Genomic DNA, 18,738 nt, shown 5'->3' with positions numbered 1-18,738 from the left:
ATTCTTACATTTTTTGAAGTAACATTTTACCAATTTCCACATCAGCCATAACCATTTTCACAGACCCATTTTTTGACGTCATTAAGTCTTGAAGCATCGTTAATCGGATATCATTCGGTAAGAATTCTAGTTTGATAAATTGCTTTAAGCTATCCAATTGTGCATTTGTGAGTTTTTTAGTGTTAATCTCCAAATAGTTGACCATACGAGTACAAATTGTGGCAATGATATCCACTCTTAAAGTTTCCTTGAGTACCACATCTGCAATCTTTGTTTCTACACCTTCCTTGAATTTTTTAGCATTCAAAATATCCTCTGAAGAAATCAGTTTCTCTAGGTTTTGATTCACAAACGCAATAAATGAATTGCCGGCAGTTTCATCCAGACAAGAATCAGCGAGCATCTGCACAAGTCCCAAGTTTTCTGTAAGGTCTTTTATGGAAGCAATGGAATCAAAAAACTGTACTAAGGTTCTAGGAGTAGTACGATCACCGCTTACAATTTCAGGGTAGGTGAGGACAAAGTTAATACCACGTTCGTCCACTCCATTTTTCTCCGCCCATAATGCCCAGTCTTTATAATCAAATTTCAGTGTAACGTGCATCATACGAGTCAGCATTGCATCATCCATTGGCGTAACCGAATAGTCACCGCCATCTGGGTTCGCTGTCAATACAATTTGCCATCCTTTAGGAAGTTTCCAGCTGACCAGTTCATAATTTTGAAGCAATTGCATAATACCTCTCAAAATTCTGTCATCTGCTCTATTGACATCATCAATCAGTAAAATACCAGGACCTTCTTCTGTCGGCACCCATTCCGGAGATTTAAAAGTAGTTACTCCATCTTCAACAGTCGGCATCCCAACCAAGTCACCCATTTCTTCAAACTGTGCAGGGGCAATATAAGACCATTGATAACCGTTTTCTTTCGCAATCTGTTCTACAATTTCAGTTTTACCAATACCATGACGTCCCCAGATGCAAATAGGCGTCTGCTTTTTCCCTTTCTCTTCTGCAACTTTATTGGATTCTAATAAGTGATTGACAAATGAATAAACTTCTTGTGCTTTCGTTTGCGTACCGTAAAAAGTGTAATTGTGGTTTGATTGTGTGCTCATTTTGTATATTTATTTTTTTGTGTTTTAAATCGAATAATAGTGAATGAAGAGTGAAGAATTGCATTTTTGTAGAAGGTCTTTACAATACATTTATATGTTCCATAATAAACCTTCAAGACCCACATCACGGACCACCTGCATTCTTCATCCTTAATTCTTCATTCTAAATTCCTTAGTTTTTCATCCTCACTTTTCGACCCTTCAATTCCTTCCAAATATTATCATTTTCACTAATGCCACTTTGTGTTATCATCCAGAGCAAAGGAAATCTTGATTGAACCGAAGGGGGAGAAGCATAACCGTCTGTGAAGTAGACAATACAATCGGGTTGAAGTTCTGTGTTTGCGTATTCAATAGGAGCTTCAAAAGCTGTACCGCCTCTTCCGTGGATAATTTCAGGAGGAATTCCATTGTAGCGGTATTTTTTGTGGATTCTCACATCACATTCTACCACATGAATTTCAGCTCCCTGTTTCCAGATATGGTATATTTCACCGAAGAAAATATTTAATTCCTCATTCGAAACACTCCCTGAAGTATCAATTGCTACCAATAGTTTATTTTTTCTTTTTATTTTGATGCCAGGAGTTGTACCGTAGCGTTTTGAAGGTCTTTTCAGTGTATTTTTAAGAAAAGTCTTAGAGCTTGAAGAAGTAAAAAGCCTTAAAATACGTCGCCAGTCTACAGAAGGTTCAAACGATTTAAAGAGTTCTTTTAAATATTCTGAAAGACCTGCAGGCAAACTTGCCCACCAATTGGTTTTCCCTTTACTAATTAATCGCTGTGCCGTTTGCTTGAGTAATTCATTGATATTGATATCAAGAATTTTGGTTTCTCCTTCAGACAACTCTTCCATCGCTTTCCACAATTGATGTCTTTTTAGCTCGCTGTTATTATCATCGAGTAGATCATTGATTGTCAATTGAGAATTAGGATCTGAAGATGTGTTATCATTACTTTCTTCTGTATTATTCTTTCCAGAAGTTTGCTTACTTAGTAATTTTTTGAGAATGTGGTAATAGTACCCTACATCTTGGTCTTTCTGAAGTTTAAAATTATGTTCTTTCTCCAAATCAGAAAAACGCTCCAAAGTAATTCCTCCTTCTGGTAATTGATGCTTTTCTATATATTGATTGACCACCAAATCGGCGGCAATATTATAAAGGTATTTATGTTCGTAATCTTTATACTTATGCAAATGCTTCAGAACGATATGAAGTATCTCATGTTTGATTAATCCATATCGGTGTTCTTTGTCTGTTAAACTTCGCCAGAATTCTTCATTGACCATCAACTTAAAAGCATTGTAGCTTTGTATTGTCACCGCGGCCGTATCTACTTTACCCGTTACTTCTTTTAAAAGCCCTGTAAAAAAGTGACCGTAAAAAGGCTCTTTTAAGATAAGCTGAATACTGGTTTTCGAAACTTCTTCTAATGTTGTAGTCATTTCTTAAATTTTGAATACAATAGTTATTTCAAAAGTAAAAGTAGAATAGAAGAACATAAATTGATTACGTTCTTCTATTTTTTCAAATATTTATATCATTATTTTACAATTTGGTAAAGCTTTTTTCACCTCATCAGGAATTTCACTGAAACTATTTTTCTTTAAATTGACCTTTTCCAGCGTAGTCACTTTCATCAGATCTTTAGGAAATTCTTCAAGATAATTTTCACTTAAATCAATTTGCTTTAAAGACTTTACAGGTGTTGGATCAAACTCAAAAGATTTAAGTGAACTATTTGATAGATCAAGGTATTCAACATCTTTTACTTCTTTCATCATCTCAGTCGTTCCATCTTTGAAGTAACAATTTTTAGCTTCCAGCCTAGTCACCTTAGTAAAATAAGGAAGGTCCTGAGGGAATTCGAAATGACGGTCCGTCTTCACTTTTACCTGTTGCCAGTGTACCTTATTACTATAAACAAAGTGCTCCATGATTGGTTTTCGTCTCTCGTCATAGGGTTTTGTATAGGTTAGAAGGAAAAAATAACCTCTTTGGTGTTCTTTGAAAAATCGGAAAGCTGCATATAATGTGAAGTCTTCACCCCACTTTCTGACTAAGTCGTGGAAGAGAAAGCTAGTTTTTGATTCCGTCAGTTTATGAATCGTAGATAAACTTTGTCTATCATTGATGATCACTTGATATTTATCAGGCAAAGCAGTCAACAGTACTTTTTTCAAGTTTTTCTTGATACTTGTATTATTAGAAACCTTTAACCTATAGACAAGATCATCCTGTAAAGATGCTGGAACACCTCCATTTTCAATTAAAGAGATCACCAGTAATAAATTCTCATCCGTTCCAGTAGCTAACAATTCTTGAATGCTTTCTGTGAGCACACCATCATTTTTCTCATCTTCCACTAAGTATTGATCCTGTTGCCCTAGTACTACTTCATGCGCTTTGGTGGCATTGATGATTTGGTAATCGAAAGTTTTTGTTAAGTCAAACCCCTTCATTTTTGTCTTTACATTTTTACCAAGGGCAATATGAGTCGTTTTTTCATTAATTTTTGCTCCAGCTGAGATGCCTATTTTTTTGAAAGCTTCAATGATTTCTTTCTGTGGAAAATCAAATTTCCCCATCAATACCAACTGACTATCTTTATTAAGAGAGGCTTCTCCCTTTTGTGAATGATAAGCTAAACTGTCAATTAAACTAGCCTTCAACAAAGTACCTTTTATAAACAATGCACTTATACAAGCCTCTAATGAGATAATTCCTTTACATTTACTGTTTTTCAATGCAATGTATCCGGCATTAAATAATTCCTCTTTTACTTTGTAATTCGTTGCTAAAGCTTTGACTTGTTCTATAAATGGAACAATTTTATCCTTATGATGATGTAAATCACTATGTGAAGAAGCAGGGAAGTAGACCAACTGACCTAACCCTGAAATATTGAGTTGATTACTTTCCTCATCAACTATTTTTTTAGAAAAATTACATGAAATTACTTTCTCTAAATGTTCAAACCCGCCATTGATAATGATTTTATCAGAGTGGGAAGATAAAGACCTGACTGTAGATGTGGTTGTAATTTCTTCAAACTCCACTAGATCTGTGGCAGAAAAGCTTAGTCTCTCAATGGAAGGTAATTGGAAAAAAGCTGAAGGCACTTTTAGACTTTTCCCACAAATGCTATAGGTTTCAAGGTTAGTGTATAAAGTATTGTCAAGCGTTGGTATCTCGGTAATTTGACTTGTGACTTCACTGTATGGTTTTCCATTTTCAATAGATATACTTTTCAGTACGTCAACTTTTGTCAAGAAAAGAGGATAAGTATCTACAGATTCATGACATTTTAATCTGATACTTCTCAGCTTTTCAAAAGCTCCTTCTAATTTAAACCCTTTATCAATGTTCAGTTCGATTTCTTCTAAAGGTGCAATTGCTTCTGATTCATCAAAAACTAATTGAGACGTGAAGCCATTAAACTCGCCAAAAGTATAATCTAAAATAACTTTTTTAAGGCGAGGAGATTGAAAGAAGGCTTTATCTATAGTACTAGAATAATTTCCATTCCGAACTTTCATAGAAAAGCTTTCAAGTTGATTTACTTTCATAAACGTGCAATCAACTTCTCCCACTTCAATATTCACTTCTCGCAACGATTTATTACTCTTAAAATCAAAAATTAACTTAGCGGATGACTCTACTTTTAAGGTCTCTAACCCTGTTACTTGTTTGATGGAAAATTCCTCACCAGAATCACCTCTTCTTTTAAGCATTAGATTCTTAATTTGAGCAGGCAAACTTTCTAATGTTTCCTTAGTGATATTACTGCCTAATATATTAACTGTTTCTAATTTGTAGCATGGGCTAAAATCAGCTTTAAAACCTTCCTTGTAACCTGAAAATTGGAAAGAAGTTAATTCAGCATTTTCTTCAAAAATCAAATTAATTTCCTTTAGTCGATAATCGGGATGAATTGTCAGTTCCTCAATATTGTTGGGTATAATAAGAGAAGGAATAATACTGTCTTGAGCAATCAAACTAGCATTGAATTCTAATTTTTTCACTGCTCTAAGTGATGCCAATAACTCATTTGTAAGTGCACCTTTCTTTTCCTCAATTCCATCACGGACATTAAAACGGAGAGAAGTGATTTCAGGGAATGCTTTCAGGTAGTCATAATTATCAAAAGGGGTAAAATTAAATTTTACAGATTCTATAGTCGGGTGAAACCCAATATCTGTAGGAAATTCAGAAAGGGATGAATTACTTACTTCTAATGTTTTAAGTGTTTTGGATTGGAAAATTTCATCTAGGCTATTTCTATCAAGTTGTAATACTTTTACCTTTTCTAAATGCTTGAACTTTTTCAATGAAGGGAATGGGATTGTTTCATCAGTGTCAAGACTTAATACTTTTAGATGTTCGAGTATTTCTAAGTGTCTTAGGTGTTCATAATTTTTTAGATTGACAAGACGAATCTCTTTTATGTTTTTTACAGAGGGCAACATCTCAGTAAATTCCAATTCACATCTACAAATGTCTAGTTTCTCAAGATTTCCCCATACTGCTGAAGATTTACTGAAAGGAAGAAAATTACATCGCATTACTTCCAAACTTTTCAAGTTTGAAATACAATCTTCATTCTTGTACTGATAGTTTTTAATATTGTAAAATATTAATTCATTAAAATGATCCAATGATTTGAAAAGGGAGTAATCAATATTTAAAGTATGAATATCATCTAACCTTATACTTTCAAGTTTTTTGAATTCTGAAATAAGAGGAACGATGCTGATGGAATGAAATTCTTCAATCTTAATTTCTTTCAGGTTAGGATATTCTTTAATGGCTTCCCACATGTCTTCCTCTGAAAAATCTTTTCTACCTATTATGGTAATCTTTTCTATTCCATCTTTTTCTTTATTCCTGTTTCTGTACAAATCATACTTTTGTGTCAGAGATAGTGATTGTTTGCTCATAATTAAAAAAAATGTAGATATTAAAGTGTAAGCATTATTTATAAGTCGATTTTTATACACTCCAGCTCAATAACTATTCAAGTTACAATGATTATGTGCTATGACAAAATTATTTTTTGTAAAATGAATGTAGAAAACATTTATTACAGTACTTCTAAAGTATATATTCCAAACATGCTCTTAGACCTTAGGGCCATATTGGAAACCATTTACTTTACCTTCTTAATTCGTCGTTTAAAACTGAGCTTTTAGTGACAAACTTACCGTATCAAAAAAAGAAGGTTTTTGAAAATGTTCACTATAGAGTTCGGCGTTTTTTACATAGTAATGAAACCTTCTCATTCTATTGTATTGAAGCCCAATTGTGTATTGATTATTACTTTTATGACTATTGATCTTGTAGTTTACACCTATATTTTTCAGGATAAAATAATTAGTCTCAGGAATATAATTATAGATTTCCTCTATTGTTTCTACAGAAGGTACAGCCCAGTTATTTACCCCAGTCACAATTTTATCTTCTCCATGCGCGTAAGGTAAAGCACCTGATATATTATTTTTATAGAGGTGTATATCTGCACCATTTTTCCCTTCAAATTCAATAAAGAATTGGAGGTTGTTAAGTCTAAAGCTATTAGTGATCGTGAATAGATTATTTTGTACTGTAGCATCCATTACAATAGGATACAAATCTTGATTGGTTTGTAGCTCTATAACATTATTTGAATATGTAAAACCCATGCTCCAATCCGTAGCAGCGTTCTTCAAAATTTTGGCATTAGCAATAAGTTCATAACCACTCTGTTTCATTTTTCCTAGGTTATCATTTACTATTATCGATTTAGAAAAAGAGCTGCCATTGGGTACATAATAACTTATGGTGCCTTGATAATCATCATATATTTTTTGATAATATGAGGCCCTTAGATGAAGTGTATTACCTAAAAAAGAACTTAATAAATTGAATTCAATATTATCATTAATGTTTTCAATAATCCTATCATCGAAATTTTGAGAATTGATATAAGGCGTAAAATAATAATTAGCTAGTTTACCATAAGTCGCTTCTATACCCAAAGTATTAACCACCTTATGTTGTTTGTTTTTAATGAGGTCTAGTTTTAAGGAAAGCAATTGATTTGTAAATGATTTATTATTTTCAGATATGAAACTTAAGTCGTAGTTATAATTTGTATGATTTATTAAATAGCTGATAGAGTAGAAGTTTCTTTGGATTTTCACTTTTGCGTAGAAAGTGTTTTCCTTTTCTTCAGGGTTTAATTTTGAAGACTGTCTTACAACATTATCACTACCATATAAATACCTTTTCTCTTGAGTATTCATCGAGTACTTCGTTTTATTCTGACTAAACCCAGCTGACCAATGAAATAAGTTGTTTTTGGGATTGATTTTATTGAATTGAAGACCTATATCAAAAAATGAGGATTTATACCCGTAATCATTTTGAGAGGAAAATGAATCAAAAATTCTTCCTTCATAGGAGTAAAGTTCACTTTGTGTTATACTTCTAAAAGCATTGTCTGTCACATGATTTATACTGTATTTACTTTTTAAAGATAAGGCATCTGTGACGGAAATATCAGTCCCCAAATAGGAGAGGAGTCTCTTAGAAAGCATTGCACTTTTTTCTTCTGTTCTGTTCAATCCTTTTAGATTTGTATAATCGATAAATCCATTAAGCAATATCCTCTCAGATAATTGGTGTTTTAATTTAATGTTTCCTCCAAATCTTTGTAAACCATTTTCAACAATATAATCATCTTGGTATCCATTGTTTAATGAAAGCCTATAACCAAATTTATCATAGCTTTTTTCTGCTTTGAAATTGAAAACAGTTGAATAACCCAAAGTGTCACTATTTTGATATTCCAGGGAAGTAAGATTGTTCACTTCAAATTTTGGAGCATTCTCCCCAAGTTGAATATCGTAAGTATTAAAATTAATTGCATTATTGAAATTTCCAGAAACAATTTGGTTGTTGTTTTCCAATGTGTTCATCTCTAGACTTTGAATATCATAAGCTAATAAATGCATAGGCCCAAGAAACTCATTATAATGTGTATTATTGGTGAAGTACGGATTTATAGGAATTCCATCCATCATCAATTGAGGATTATTCTGATTTCTAATAACCCCAGTAGCATTACCTGTGATAAATGAATTATTAAATGTCTCGTAATTACTTTCATTTATAAGAAAAGCATTGGAAGTTTTGAACTCAGTGGTATCAGCATTTAAATTTAACGAGTCAGGTTCATAAGCCAATGTTACTAAGGAAAGTAAGTTGAACAGGAACAGAATATTAAAAAATTTCATTTTCAAAGATTGAAGTATTTTACAGTTTGCTCTTTTCAGAATAGATTTATTTAGAATACAAAGTTTAGAAATAATGTATCATTAATGCAAATCAGAGATCTATTTAATAGAGTATGCTTTCACTATAGAATATAATAAACATTATGTTAAATAGATGTTTAAGATAATTCCCCTCTACTAGTAATTTTACCTAAAGAACTATATGATCTTCAGTTGTGTAATGAACGTATGATTTTCTCAATTTGATTGAAATGACAGAAGTAAATAATTTGAGTTACTAATGTTATTTTCATATTACATTAATATTATTATATTCGTGTTTCAAATTTTACTTAAGCAATGAAAACTATAGTAATTTCTCTTCATTTAATTATCATCCTCACCTACTCTCTTCTTGCACAAGAAAATGGGAAGCATTATGCCTTGATTGTGGGTGGAAAACAGTATGATTCACCAAAATGGCCTACTCTTAAAAATGCTGAAAACGATGCTAATTCTGTAGCTGAAATATTATCAGCAGAATATCAATTTGAGGTTACGCTTTTACTCTCCCCTACAAAGCGGGAGTTTGAGAATAAACTGCTTGCTTATCAAGGATTTATCAAAAAGGAAGACCAACTGCTGATTTATATTACTGGGCATGGAGATTATGATTCCGAATATAAAAAAGATGGCTTTATAGTATTTAAAGATTCTAGAGAAAATGATATTCCTTATGATTCTTACATAGGGTATAAAAGTTTGAAAAGGGTTTTAGATGCCTTTCCAGCAAAGGATGTGGGACTGGTATTGGATGTTGGTTTTGGAGGAAAATTTAATGATGATTTTATTTCTTTTTTTGCTCCACGAAGTACAAAACAGGAAGAAGAACAAAATATAGACAATTATATACAAGAACAATTGGATAAATCCTCTAGGGTTTATTTAACATCAGGACTACAAGATGTTATTTCTGATGTGAAGGAAGGTGATCATTCTTCTTTTTGTTATTCATTTCTAGAAATTTTAAAGCAAAATATACAAGGGAATACAACTCCTTTAACTCTATCTCAAGTACATCATTATATCGCAGGCAAAACCAACAACGAGCCTGTTTATGGACATTTTGGTTTGGATGATACAGGTAGTGTATTTTTTATGGGAGGAATAATGCATATCCTAACTGATTTTGAAAAAATTGAGAAAAAAGCAATTGCAGGAGATAAAGAAGCACAATCTCTTTTAGGTGATATGTATAGAAAAGGTGATGGAGTTACTCAAGATTATGCAGAAGCTTTAAAATGGTATAGATTATCAGCTGAGCAAGGGTACGATGATGGGCAATTAAAGTTAGGTTATATGTACAGAAATGGTAAAGGTGTTCCTCAAGATTATACAGAAGCCTTAAAATGGTATAAATTATCAGCGGAACAAGGGAACTCTGCCGCTCAAAATAATATAGGATATATGTATGATGAAGGTAATGGTGTCACTCAAGATTATACTACAGCATTAAAGTGGTACAAATTATCGGCAAAACAAGGTGATTCAGCAGCTCAATATAATATAGGATATATGTATTATGAAGGTAATGGTGTCACTCAAGATTATACTACAGCATTAAAGTGGTACAAATTATCGGCAGAGCAAGGAAATTCTTCTGCTCAATATAATTTAGGATATATGTATAAAAATGGACAGGGTGTTTCTCAAGATTATACAAAAGCATTAAAATGGTTTAAATTATCGGCAGAGCAAGGAAATTCTTCTGCTCAAAATAGATTAGGGTATATGTACCAACATGCTGAGGGCATAATCCAAGATTATACAGAAGCATTAAAATGGTATAGATTATCAGCAGAACAAGGAAATTCTACTGCTCAATTTAATTTAGGGTATTTGTATGAAAATGGAGAGGGTGTTCCTCAAGATTATGTAGAAGCCTTCAAGTGGTATAGATTATCAGCAGAACAAGGTGATTCTTCTGCTCAATTTAATCTAGGTTATATGTATAAAAATGGAGAGGGTGTCACTCAAAATTATGCAGAAGCTTTAAAATGGTATAGACTATCTGCAGAACAAGGAAATTCTACTGCTCAAAATAATTTAGGATATATGTATGATGAAGGAAATGGTGTTCCTCAAGATTATGTAGAAGCCTTCAAGTGGTATAGATTATCAGCAGAACAAGGAAATTCTACTGCTCAAAATAGTTTAGGATATATGTATTATGAAGGAAATGGTGTTCCTCAAGATTATTCAGAAGCAGTAAAATGGTATAGATTATCAGCAGAACAAGGTAATTCTACTGCTCAAAATAATTTAGGATATATGTATGATGAAGGAAATGGTGTTCCTCAAGATTATGCAGAAGCGGTAAAATGGTATAGATTATCAGCAGAACAAGGTAATTCTACTGCTCAATTTAATCTAGGTTATATGTATGAAAATGGGGACGGAGTAAGAAAAAATAAACAGAAAGCCATTACTTTATATCAAAAAGCTTATAAAAATGATAATAATGAGTTTGCATACCAACAGCTCAAAGAGTTAGGTGAACTTTAAGTTATTTCTAATAGTTTCACCGATTCTTCATCCTCAATATCCAGTACCTTCTTCTTAAATAATAAAACATAAAAAAAAGGGATATCAATCCCTTTTTTAAATTAAACACTATCTGGTATGTGAGTCACACATTTTCATTGTGGGATGCACCTCTACTTTTCCCTCATTGTTGACTAGCACTTTATCTCTTTCAATTAAAAAAGCTAATGCTTCTTCTTTTGGAAATGGAATTCCTGAACATGCGACAAAATGCACATCCTCTCCCATTTTCTCAGCAATAGCATTATTTAAACCTTCTTCTGTAAAAACTCCGTCATTGTCCTGCACTAGGAAAATAACTTCATGTATGTGTGTAGTATTCATCTTGTCCTATTTTGTTTTTGTATAGAACAAATATAATAAAAGATAAATTAGTCTTTTATTGTATTTACATTTGTTTGCTAATTTTTACTGTGTAAAAAAAATAGCAACCCATTTTAGTAGGTTGCTATTTTTGATCTATGATTTAAGAAAGTTTTTAATTCCCTTCTCCGCTTGTTACACCAATGGTCATAGAACTGATTGTACTTGGTTTTTGAGTAGTAGGATGTTGCTTTCCTTCTGTTAGTTCATCTACTTTCATGGCAATAAACAAATCTAATTCTCTGAGAGAAATGATATTATCTCTTGAATAATCCGCCTTACCCTCTCCTAGTCCATCAATAAGAGCAGCAGTAAATGCTCCATGCTGCCACTCAGGTGATTCTAATGAACTTTCATCTCCAGTAGAACCTGACATGATAACTACACCATTTTCATCAGAAGATAATTGACGGATGCTTTCCGTATTGTCGGATCTTGAAATATCTTTTCCTAACTGACCGCTATTACAAGCATCTACATACATAAGTACTTGAGAGGGCAATGATGACATGACATTAGAACAATCTGACCAGCTTACGGCTGTGTTTTTTACGTCATCTAGTTTTACATCATGAGGAATAATATAGAAATTATCTTCATAGTTTAATCCATGCGAGGCAATGAAAACAATCGCCAGATCTTTTGAAGTAGCATTTTCTGAAAGCCATTTAAAGCCCTCTACAATATTGGCCTTGTTGGCGTCAGTATTTGTCAGCTTTTTGATGTTGACTTCATTAAATACGCTTCCGTTGCTTTGTTTTGTATAAATCTCCGCGATGGCATCAGCATCATTATCTGCAAAAGTCAAGTCTAATTCTGAATTTTGATATTTTGAAACTCCGATTGCTAATAAATAGATATTTGTTTTTAGAGAAGCTTTGTTTTCAGAAGAATTAAACATTGCTTCCAAATCAAAGCCCATATCCAAAGAGTTCTCTCTTGTAGGTCCTTTTGAAACTACTTTTCTAGGTTCTGAAGTCACTTTGGTCTTTGTATTAGCTGCAAAAATCTGGAAGTTCACTTCATCTTTTTCCACTTTAATATCTTTATTGATAGTGTAGATAAATTTTCCTCCTTCTTGTTTTGCATTATCTAATGAAACGACCGTTGGTCTGCCATCTACCAATATTTTTAAGGAATTCAGTTCTGATAAACTTTCTACCTTTGCTTCTACTTTTGCGTGTTTACCGATTTCATGTACATTATTAGAGAAAGTTGGTGAAATCCATTTGATCTTTGGCTGTTGTGCTACCACGTTATCAAGTGCCACTGTAGTGAACATCATTTCTTTCTTAGCCGCTTCATAAGAACCGAGTTTAATGATCTTGATCAAAATATCTTTTTTATGGAATTCTTGTCCCGCAAAACTTACCGGATAGTAAGTGGCAAGATGACCGATTCCATTATTTTTCAACCACCCAATATATTGCTCACCACCTGCAGATGCATGATAATACCCTTGTGGAGACCAGCATACCCAATCGTTGGTAGCACTAATAAAAAGTGAAGCTAAAAGTTCGCCTGTTTGCAGGTTCCAAAGTTTTGTAGTTTGATCAGCACTTGACGAAATCAAGTATTTTCCATCATTAGAAACATTGGCCGTAATTACAGAACCACTGTGACCTTCAAATGCTCTGATCAGAGCACCTGATTTATTATAAAGTTTCAAAGAACCGCCACTTGCCACTACTATATCATCATTTGGTGTAAAGCAGTAAGCATTAATCCCTTTATCTCTGTTCTTGTCATTCTCAATTTTTGCTGTGCCACACTGCAACGTATATGCTCCCATTTTTTTCAACATCAATCCATTCTGCTGAATTTCCGGCATTTTAAAAGCAGTCTGCTTGGGCTTTTGTAAACCGAGTGTCAAGCTTTCAAAATCAAACGTTTTATTATAAGGCTGTTTTATTTTAGGATTTACAGAAAGTGAGAAATTAAGTTGATCACTTCTGCCTATTCTTTTATTGGAAATCCCTCCTCCTCTAAATTCACGGATGGCCTTTTTATTTTTCAGATCCCATACTTTGATTACTCCTTCAGAACTTGTTGCAATCACGGCATAGTCAGAAGATTTATGAGCAAAAGAGGCCGATGTAATCACACCGTCTTTCACATTAAAAGCATCTCTTTTTAGCCAAACATCAGTACTGTAGAAAAATACATTTCCTTTGGCATCCGTTACCATCAGTTTCTCTCCGTCATCAGAAAAATTCAAACTGCTGATAAATCCTTTTGTATCCGTAAGAGTAGCGACTTCAGTACCATTAGTATTCCATACAATCACTTTTCCATTGGTCTGCCCACCTACTACATATTGATTATCACTTGAGATATCCACATTGGTGAACTTCGAATTTGTTTCCCAAACTTTAGCAAGATTTGCACTGCTCATTGCTACTGCCATTGAATACAGTTTCACACTTCCATCAAAAGAACAAGTAACGAGTCTTGTGCCATCTTCTGAAAAATCAATATTATAAACCACATCAGAGTGATCGCTTATGGTAAGTTTTTCGAAAGGCTTATCTTTAAATCCATTTTCCGTGAGTTCAGGCATATACCATATTTTCACAGTTTTATCAGCACTTGAAGAGGCTAGCCACTGACCATTTGAAGAAAATTTTAAATCTGAAATTACATTTTCATGCCCTAAAAGTGAGGCAATTTGTTGTCCGCTTCGAAGATCAATAATTCTAATTTCATTATTCTGTAAAAAACCACCCACTGCCGCTATTGAGTTGTCAGGAGATAACGCCAAAGCATTATACCTTCCCTCTTTTCCTTCTGTATGTTCTCCCCAATAGGTTTTAATCAAAGCATTGGATTTTAAATCCCATACTCTTACTGTTTTGTCTTCTGATACAGAGATGACTTTTTGATTGTTTGAGGTAAAAGAGACTTTTCTTACAAGAGAAGAGTGTCCCTTGGCATCAATCACCAGATGAGTGTCTTTTTCTTGAGAAAATAAATTCCCGGTACAAAGTAAAAAAATAACAAGGGTAATAAGAATATTATTCATAAGAGTAAATTTTCCCGTTTGAGTCAAAAAAAGCAGACAAGGCTAAGGTAAAGTTGTTGAAAATACCGCTTTTCAAGTAACAAAAAATGCATGTATGAAAGCTATGCAATTATGCATTTATCTCCAAAAAAGGGGATTAGAACAAGCTCTACTATAAAAATACATTAACTTATATGCTAATTTAATCAAGAATTGTATTTTTACGTTGATTTAAATACTTTTTATTGGAAAAAAAACATTTTCAATCAAATAAATTGAAACTAGAATTTTTCACTTTTTAAATTATAGGGTATCAAAAAATACATTAACATAATACGAAAAAGCTTCTTATGGAGGAAAATAAGTGAAATCTTTGACCTGATTAGTGAAGCTTGGGAAGAGTTCAATTTAGATCACGCCTATATCTATGGAGCTTCTTTGGCCTATTATACCATTATCTCTTTACCTGCAGCACTTAACTTGATGTTTTCTGGATTGAGTTTATTTTTTGATGAAAATCAGCTCAAGGAAGATATGATTGAGGAATTGGAGATGATTGCCGGTGATGTAGTAGCACGGCATTTAGAGTCTATGATCAATAGCCTTACTGCCTTGAAAATAGACAATACAATCTCAACATTGATCAGTATAGGCACCCTTATTTTCACCTCTACCCTTTCTTTTCATACCCTCAAAATCGCTTTGAATAAATTCTGGAAAGTACCTCAGAGCCACGCCAAAATCAAAGAGTTAGTCATGGATCGCTTGATTGCTTTCTGTATGGTATTAGGTTTAGGGATGATCTTTCTGATACTAATTGCCATTGATACATTAATTAGTTTTGCCTCTTCTTATTTAAAAGAATGGTTGCCATTGGCGGCGATACAACTTATATCCATCATACGTTTTTTATCTACCATGATCATGTCGTTCACACTTTTCTCTGGAATCTTCAAGTTTATTCCAGATGTGAACATCAAGTTAAAAGATGCATTTGTAGGTGGATTGGTGACTACCATTCTATTTCAGTTAGGGCAATACGGTATACGTTATTATCTGGCACATATGGTTACGGCCTCCACATGGGGAGCAGGTTCACCGATTATTATTGTAATGGCTTGGACGTTTTATTCAGTTCAAGTGATGTTTTACGGAGCGGAATTCACCTATGCCTATGCCCATAAGTACGGGCATGGAATTCGACAACAAAAAGAAATAAAAAACAATGTCTGATTATACTATTAAGATCGCTGAAGATAGAAGTTTGATTGATACCATTGCCCGTTTTCAAGTGAAAATGGCCATGGAAACAGAAGATTTAGAACTGAATTTTGAGACAGTAAAAAAAGGAGTTCAGCACATCTTTGACAACCAAAACCTCGGAAGGTATGTCATAGTAGAAGACAATGGCCAATGTATTGCTTCTATGCTTAACTTATATGAGTGGTCTGATTGGCGATGCGGGAATGTAATTTGGATTCATTCCTTATTTGTGATTGAAGAATATAGGCGTAAAGGGATCTTTAAGGCCATGTATGAATTTGTAAAAAATGAAGTTGAATCATCTGATGAATTAATGGGACTAAGACTTTATGTTGAAAAGAATAATGATAGAGCCCAAAAAACATATAGAGCCATGGGAATGACCAAAGAGCATTATGATATGTATGAATGGTTGAAATAATCATTTTTCATAGTCTATTTTATCTTTTTTAATGAAACATTATCGTAAATCCCGAATTAGATTTAACTTTGATGAACTTAGAAAAGTAACACGATTATTTTATCTACGATCTAAATCTATCTTGAAAAAACTTTTATTTATAATATTATCTTTTCTTAGTATTTCTAATTACGCTTTAGCACAAGAGGAAGAAAAAGAAGAAAATGCCAAACAAGAACCTAATAAGGAAGGTGTGGTATTGGAGCAAGACAGTTCTTGGCTGAAGGGTCCTCAGACTACTTGGTATATTAAGCAGGATGATTGGTATAAAATCCACTTTGAAGAGCATATTATGGACTCTTCTTACCTGCACCTGCACAGATATGATGTTCACGGGCAAAATGGCTACAGATATCAGACTTTAGGCAATAACGGTTCTCCTTTAAGAAGTTACTGGGAAGGGCCAACCAACAACCTTAATCAGACAGTTGGTATAACAGGTTTTGATCTTTATGCTCAAGATATTAGTGATTGGGAATATTATAATTCTTATGTTCCTGTGACGGATTTCAATGGTGTAGTTGGACAGGATAACAGAGGTAAAGTAGGTGGTAAAATATCCAACAACATTAACCCCTACTGGTCAGTGGGAATGTTATTCCAGCGTTATAGCGAACCCTATATTATTGGTAGGGATAAGGTGAGTAATTCTTACAATGCACAACAACATACAGGCTTTGGCTTGAATACAAGATATGAAAGTGAGAATAATAAGTATAAACTTCTAGCAAGTTACTATCAGTATTTTCATGAAGGAACTGAAACTGGAGGTTTGAAAGTACCTGAATTGGTCAACGAAGACACTTCCCTTGAAGATCTCTTCCGATTTGGCAGAGGACAATTGACCAATTACTTTTTTGAAGGAGCTTCTTCTTTTAAATGGAATTACAATTATCATCTTTATCATCAATATGCTTTAGTAGATACTGCTAAACTTCAGGTATTTCATGAGTTCTCTCGAGATCATTACAGGTATCAATACAGTAATACTACCGGAACTCTTTCACAAAACAAGGACTATTATGATCTCTACAATGATTATACAGTAGCTAACCTTCGTTTACTACCGGATTCTGTTTTGAGTGATCCTGATGCAAACCTGCCAATTGTAACTGACTACGAATATGGAGATCAACCGTATGTCAGTTTGAAGCAAGAATATATTGACAATAAACTCGGTGTAAAAAGTAGACTGGGGCCTACGTTCTGGTCTGGTTTTCTACGTTACCGATATTATAAATATCAACAGCGAACTGCAGAAGATTACTTGCCAGTTCCTGTAGATAACCAACTTTTTGTAGGTGGTGATGTAGAGTTTTTATTGCCGAAAAAATTAGGTGCAGTAACTGGACATGCAGAGTTTGAAATGTTGAAAGCGAATGCTTATAACATTAGTGCTAAAGTGGACGCCAAATATTTGAAGGGCAGTTTTACCTTAGAACAGACGTTGGCACCTATGATGGCTCAACATTTTACGACTGTATTTATGTCATGGAATGAGAAGAAAGACCCTATTGCCAAACAACAAATTTATATTGCTCCTCAGCTTCCTTTGGGAGAAAGAGGTAATGTGGAAGTTTTTGGAGAAATAAATAATATCAACAATTATATTTATTACGATAGATTTGCTAGACCACAGCAACATGATGAAGCCATCACTTATTCAAGATACGGTACGCGATTCAAACTAAGATTAGGCGTTTTACAGCAAATAGCCGAAGTGGTTTATACTCAAAATACACATCAAAATGTGATGCCAACTCCTGAGATTTTTGCAACATATGAGATTTCTTATTTCAAAGAATTCCGTGATGGCATGGTCAGTTTATATACAGGATTTGACACAAGGTATATTTCTTCTTTTTATGGCATGGCCTATAATCCCGTCACTCAGCAGTATCATTTGCAAAACGATTACAAAACAGAAGGATATATAAATGTAGATCTATTTGTAAACTTCAAGATGAGAAGAGCGATGGCTTTTCTAAGAGTTGCTGATATTTTTAACCTTGTCAATCAAGCGAGTGGCTATTGGGCTGCGCCGGGTTATATGGGTCCAGGGTTTGGAATCTCATATGGTGTAAGATGGTTGATGTTCGAATAAACCTAAATAACAAATCATGAAAAAGACAATACTTCTATTTTTCTTATTCTTAGTGACTGCCCCACTTTTTGCTCAAAAGTTTCTGGCAATAGACAATTATGGGCGTCACCGTAAAAAAATATATGAAGGGGATCAAATCATCTTTAAAATGAAAGGCGAGAAAGCCGTTTATAAGGATGAACTTTATGCATTGAAAGATTCTTCATTTATACTTTATAAATCAGGTACAGAAATTCCTTTGTCAGAAGTAGAGACCATTAAATTTGCAAGAACCTACCCAAGAGTTTTGTTTGGCGGATTTGTATTAATTGGTACTGGTTTTATGGTTTCTAGTGCAGTACATCCTGTGGTTGGAAATGCACAATATGATCAAAGACAACATTTCATTCAAGGCGCCGCTTTTTATGCATTGGCATTGGCTATGCGTCCTTTCTTCTGGAAAAATTATAAGCTAGGTAAAAATAGTCAAGCACAGGTATTGGATGTAACTATTCGAAAATTACCTTGATCATTAGTGAAAACATTAGTAAGTTGATGTTGAATTTTTTTTAGATCCCTTATGCAA

At 33.6% G+C, this 18,738-nt stretch carries 11 protein-coding genes; 5 read left to right on the top strand and 6 right to left on the bottom strand.

The window, feature by feature from the left end:
• Window positions 1–4: 4 nt before the first annotated feature.
• From HHU12_RS08750 to HHU12_RS08735, 4 genes are all read right to left on the bottom strand, one after another.
• Window positions 5–1,120: an AAA family ATPase gene (locus HHU12_RS08750; RefSeq protein WP_169656361.1), complete on the bottom strand. Its 1,116-nt coding sequence runs from the start codon at window positions 1,118–1,120 to the stop codon at window positions 5–7.
• A gap of 172 nt (window positions 1,121–1,292) precedes the next feature.
• Entirely contained in the window at window positions 1,293–2,567 is a 1,275-nt protein-coding gene (locus HHU12_RS08745; protein WP_169656360.1) for a vWA domain-containing protein, read from the bottom strand.
• A 90-nt stretch (window positions 2,568–2,657) separates the two neighbouring features.
• On the bottom strand, window positions 2,658–6,062 hold the full coding sequence (locus HHU12_RS08740; protein ID WP_169656359.1) for a leucine-rich repeat domain-containing protein: 3,405 nt from the start codon (window positions 6,060–6,062) through the stop codon (window positions 2,658–2,660).
• Between the two features lie 234 nt (window positions 6,063–6,296).
• On the bottom strand, window positions 6,297–8,399 hold the full coding sequence (locus HHU12_RS08735; protein WP_169656358.1) for a TonB-dependent receptor: 2,103 nt from the start codon (window positions 8,397–8,399) through the stop codon (window positions 6,297–6,299).
• Window positions 8,400–8,738: 339 nt separating this feature from the next.
• Here HHU12_RS08735 and HHU12_RS08730 point away from each other — a divergent pair, with 339 nt between their 5' ends.
• Window positions 8,739–10,943: a caspase family protein gene (locus HHU12_RS08730; protein WP_169656357.1), complete on the top strand. Its 2,205-nt coding sequence runs from the start codon at window positions 8,739–8,741 to the stop codon at window positions 10,941–10,943.
• Window positions 10,944–11,051: 108 nt separating this feature from the next.
• On the opposite strand, the gene HHU12_RS08725 is transcribed toward HHU12_RS08730, so the two are convergent.
• Both HHU12_RS08725 and HHU12_RS08720 read right to left on the bottom strand, forming a co-directional pair.
• The gene (locus tag HHU12_RS08725; RefSeq protein WP_169656356.1) at window positions 11,052–11,306 is read right to left on the bottom strand and encodes a DUF2492 family protein; all 255 of its coding nucleotides are present in this window, start codon (window positions 11,304–11,306) and stop codon (window positions 11,052–11,054) included.
• Between the two features lie 154 nt (window positions 11,307–11,460).
• The gene (locus tag HHU12_RS08720) at window positions 11,461–14,367 is read right to left on the bottom strand and encodes a caspase family protein (protein WP_169656355.1); all 2,907 of its coding nucleotides are present in this window, start codon (window positions 14,365–14,367) and stop codon (window positions 11,461–11,463) included.
• 291 nt (window positions 14,368–14,658) lie between these two features.
• On the opposite strand from HHU12_RS08720, the gene HHU12_RS08715 reads away from it, so the two are divergent.
• The 4 genes from HHU12_RS08715 (at window position 14,659) to HHU12_RS08700 (ending at window position 18,681) form a co-directional block, all read left to right on the top strand.
• A complete protein-coding gene (locus HHU12_RS08715; RefSeq protein WP_169656392.1) occupies window positions 14,659–15,579 on the top strand; it encodes a YihY/virulence factor BrkB family protein in 921 nt (306 codons plus the stop codon).
• The gene (locus HHU12_RS08710; protein WP_169656354.1) at window positions 15,572–16,030 is read left to right on the top strand and encodes a GNAT family N-acetyltransferase; all 459 of its coding nucleotides are present in this window, start codon (window positions 15,572–15,574) and stop codon (window positions 16,028–16,030) included. Before HHU12_RS08715 ends, HHU12_RS08710 begins: the two co-directional genes overlap by 8 nt.
• A gap of 121 nt (window positions 16,031–16,151) precedes the next feature.
• On the top strand, window positions 16,152–18,173 hold the full coding sequence (locus HHU12_RS08705) for a putative porin (protein ID WP_169656353.1): 2,022 nt from the start codon (window positions 16,152–16,154) through the stop codon (window positions 18,171–18,173).
• A 16-nt stretch (window positions 18,174–18,189) separates the two neighbouring features.
• Window positions 18,190–18,681, top strand: a complete 492-nt coding sequence (locus HHU12_RS08700; protein WP_169656352.1) for a hypothetical protein — start codon at window positions 18,190–18,192, stop codon at window positions 18,679–18,681.
• Window positions 18,682–18,738: the final 57 nt, after the last annotated feature.

It is taken from the genome of Flammeovirga aprica JL-4 (assembly GCF_012844305.1).
Classification (GTDB): Bacteria; Bacteroidota; Bacteroidia; order Cytophagales; family Flammeovirgaceae; genus Flammeovirga; species Flammeovirga aprica.
This window is presented reverse-complemented; position numbering and strand designations above follow the sequence as displayed.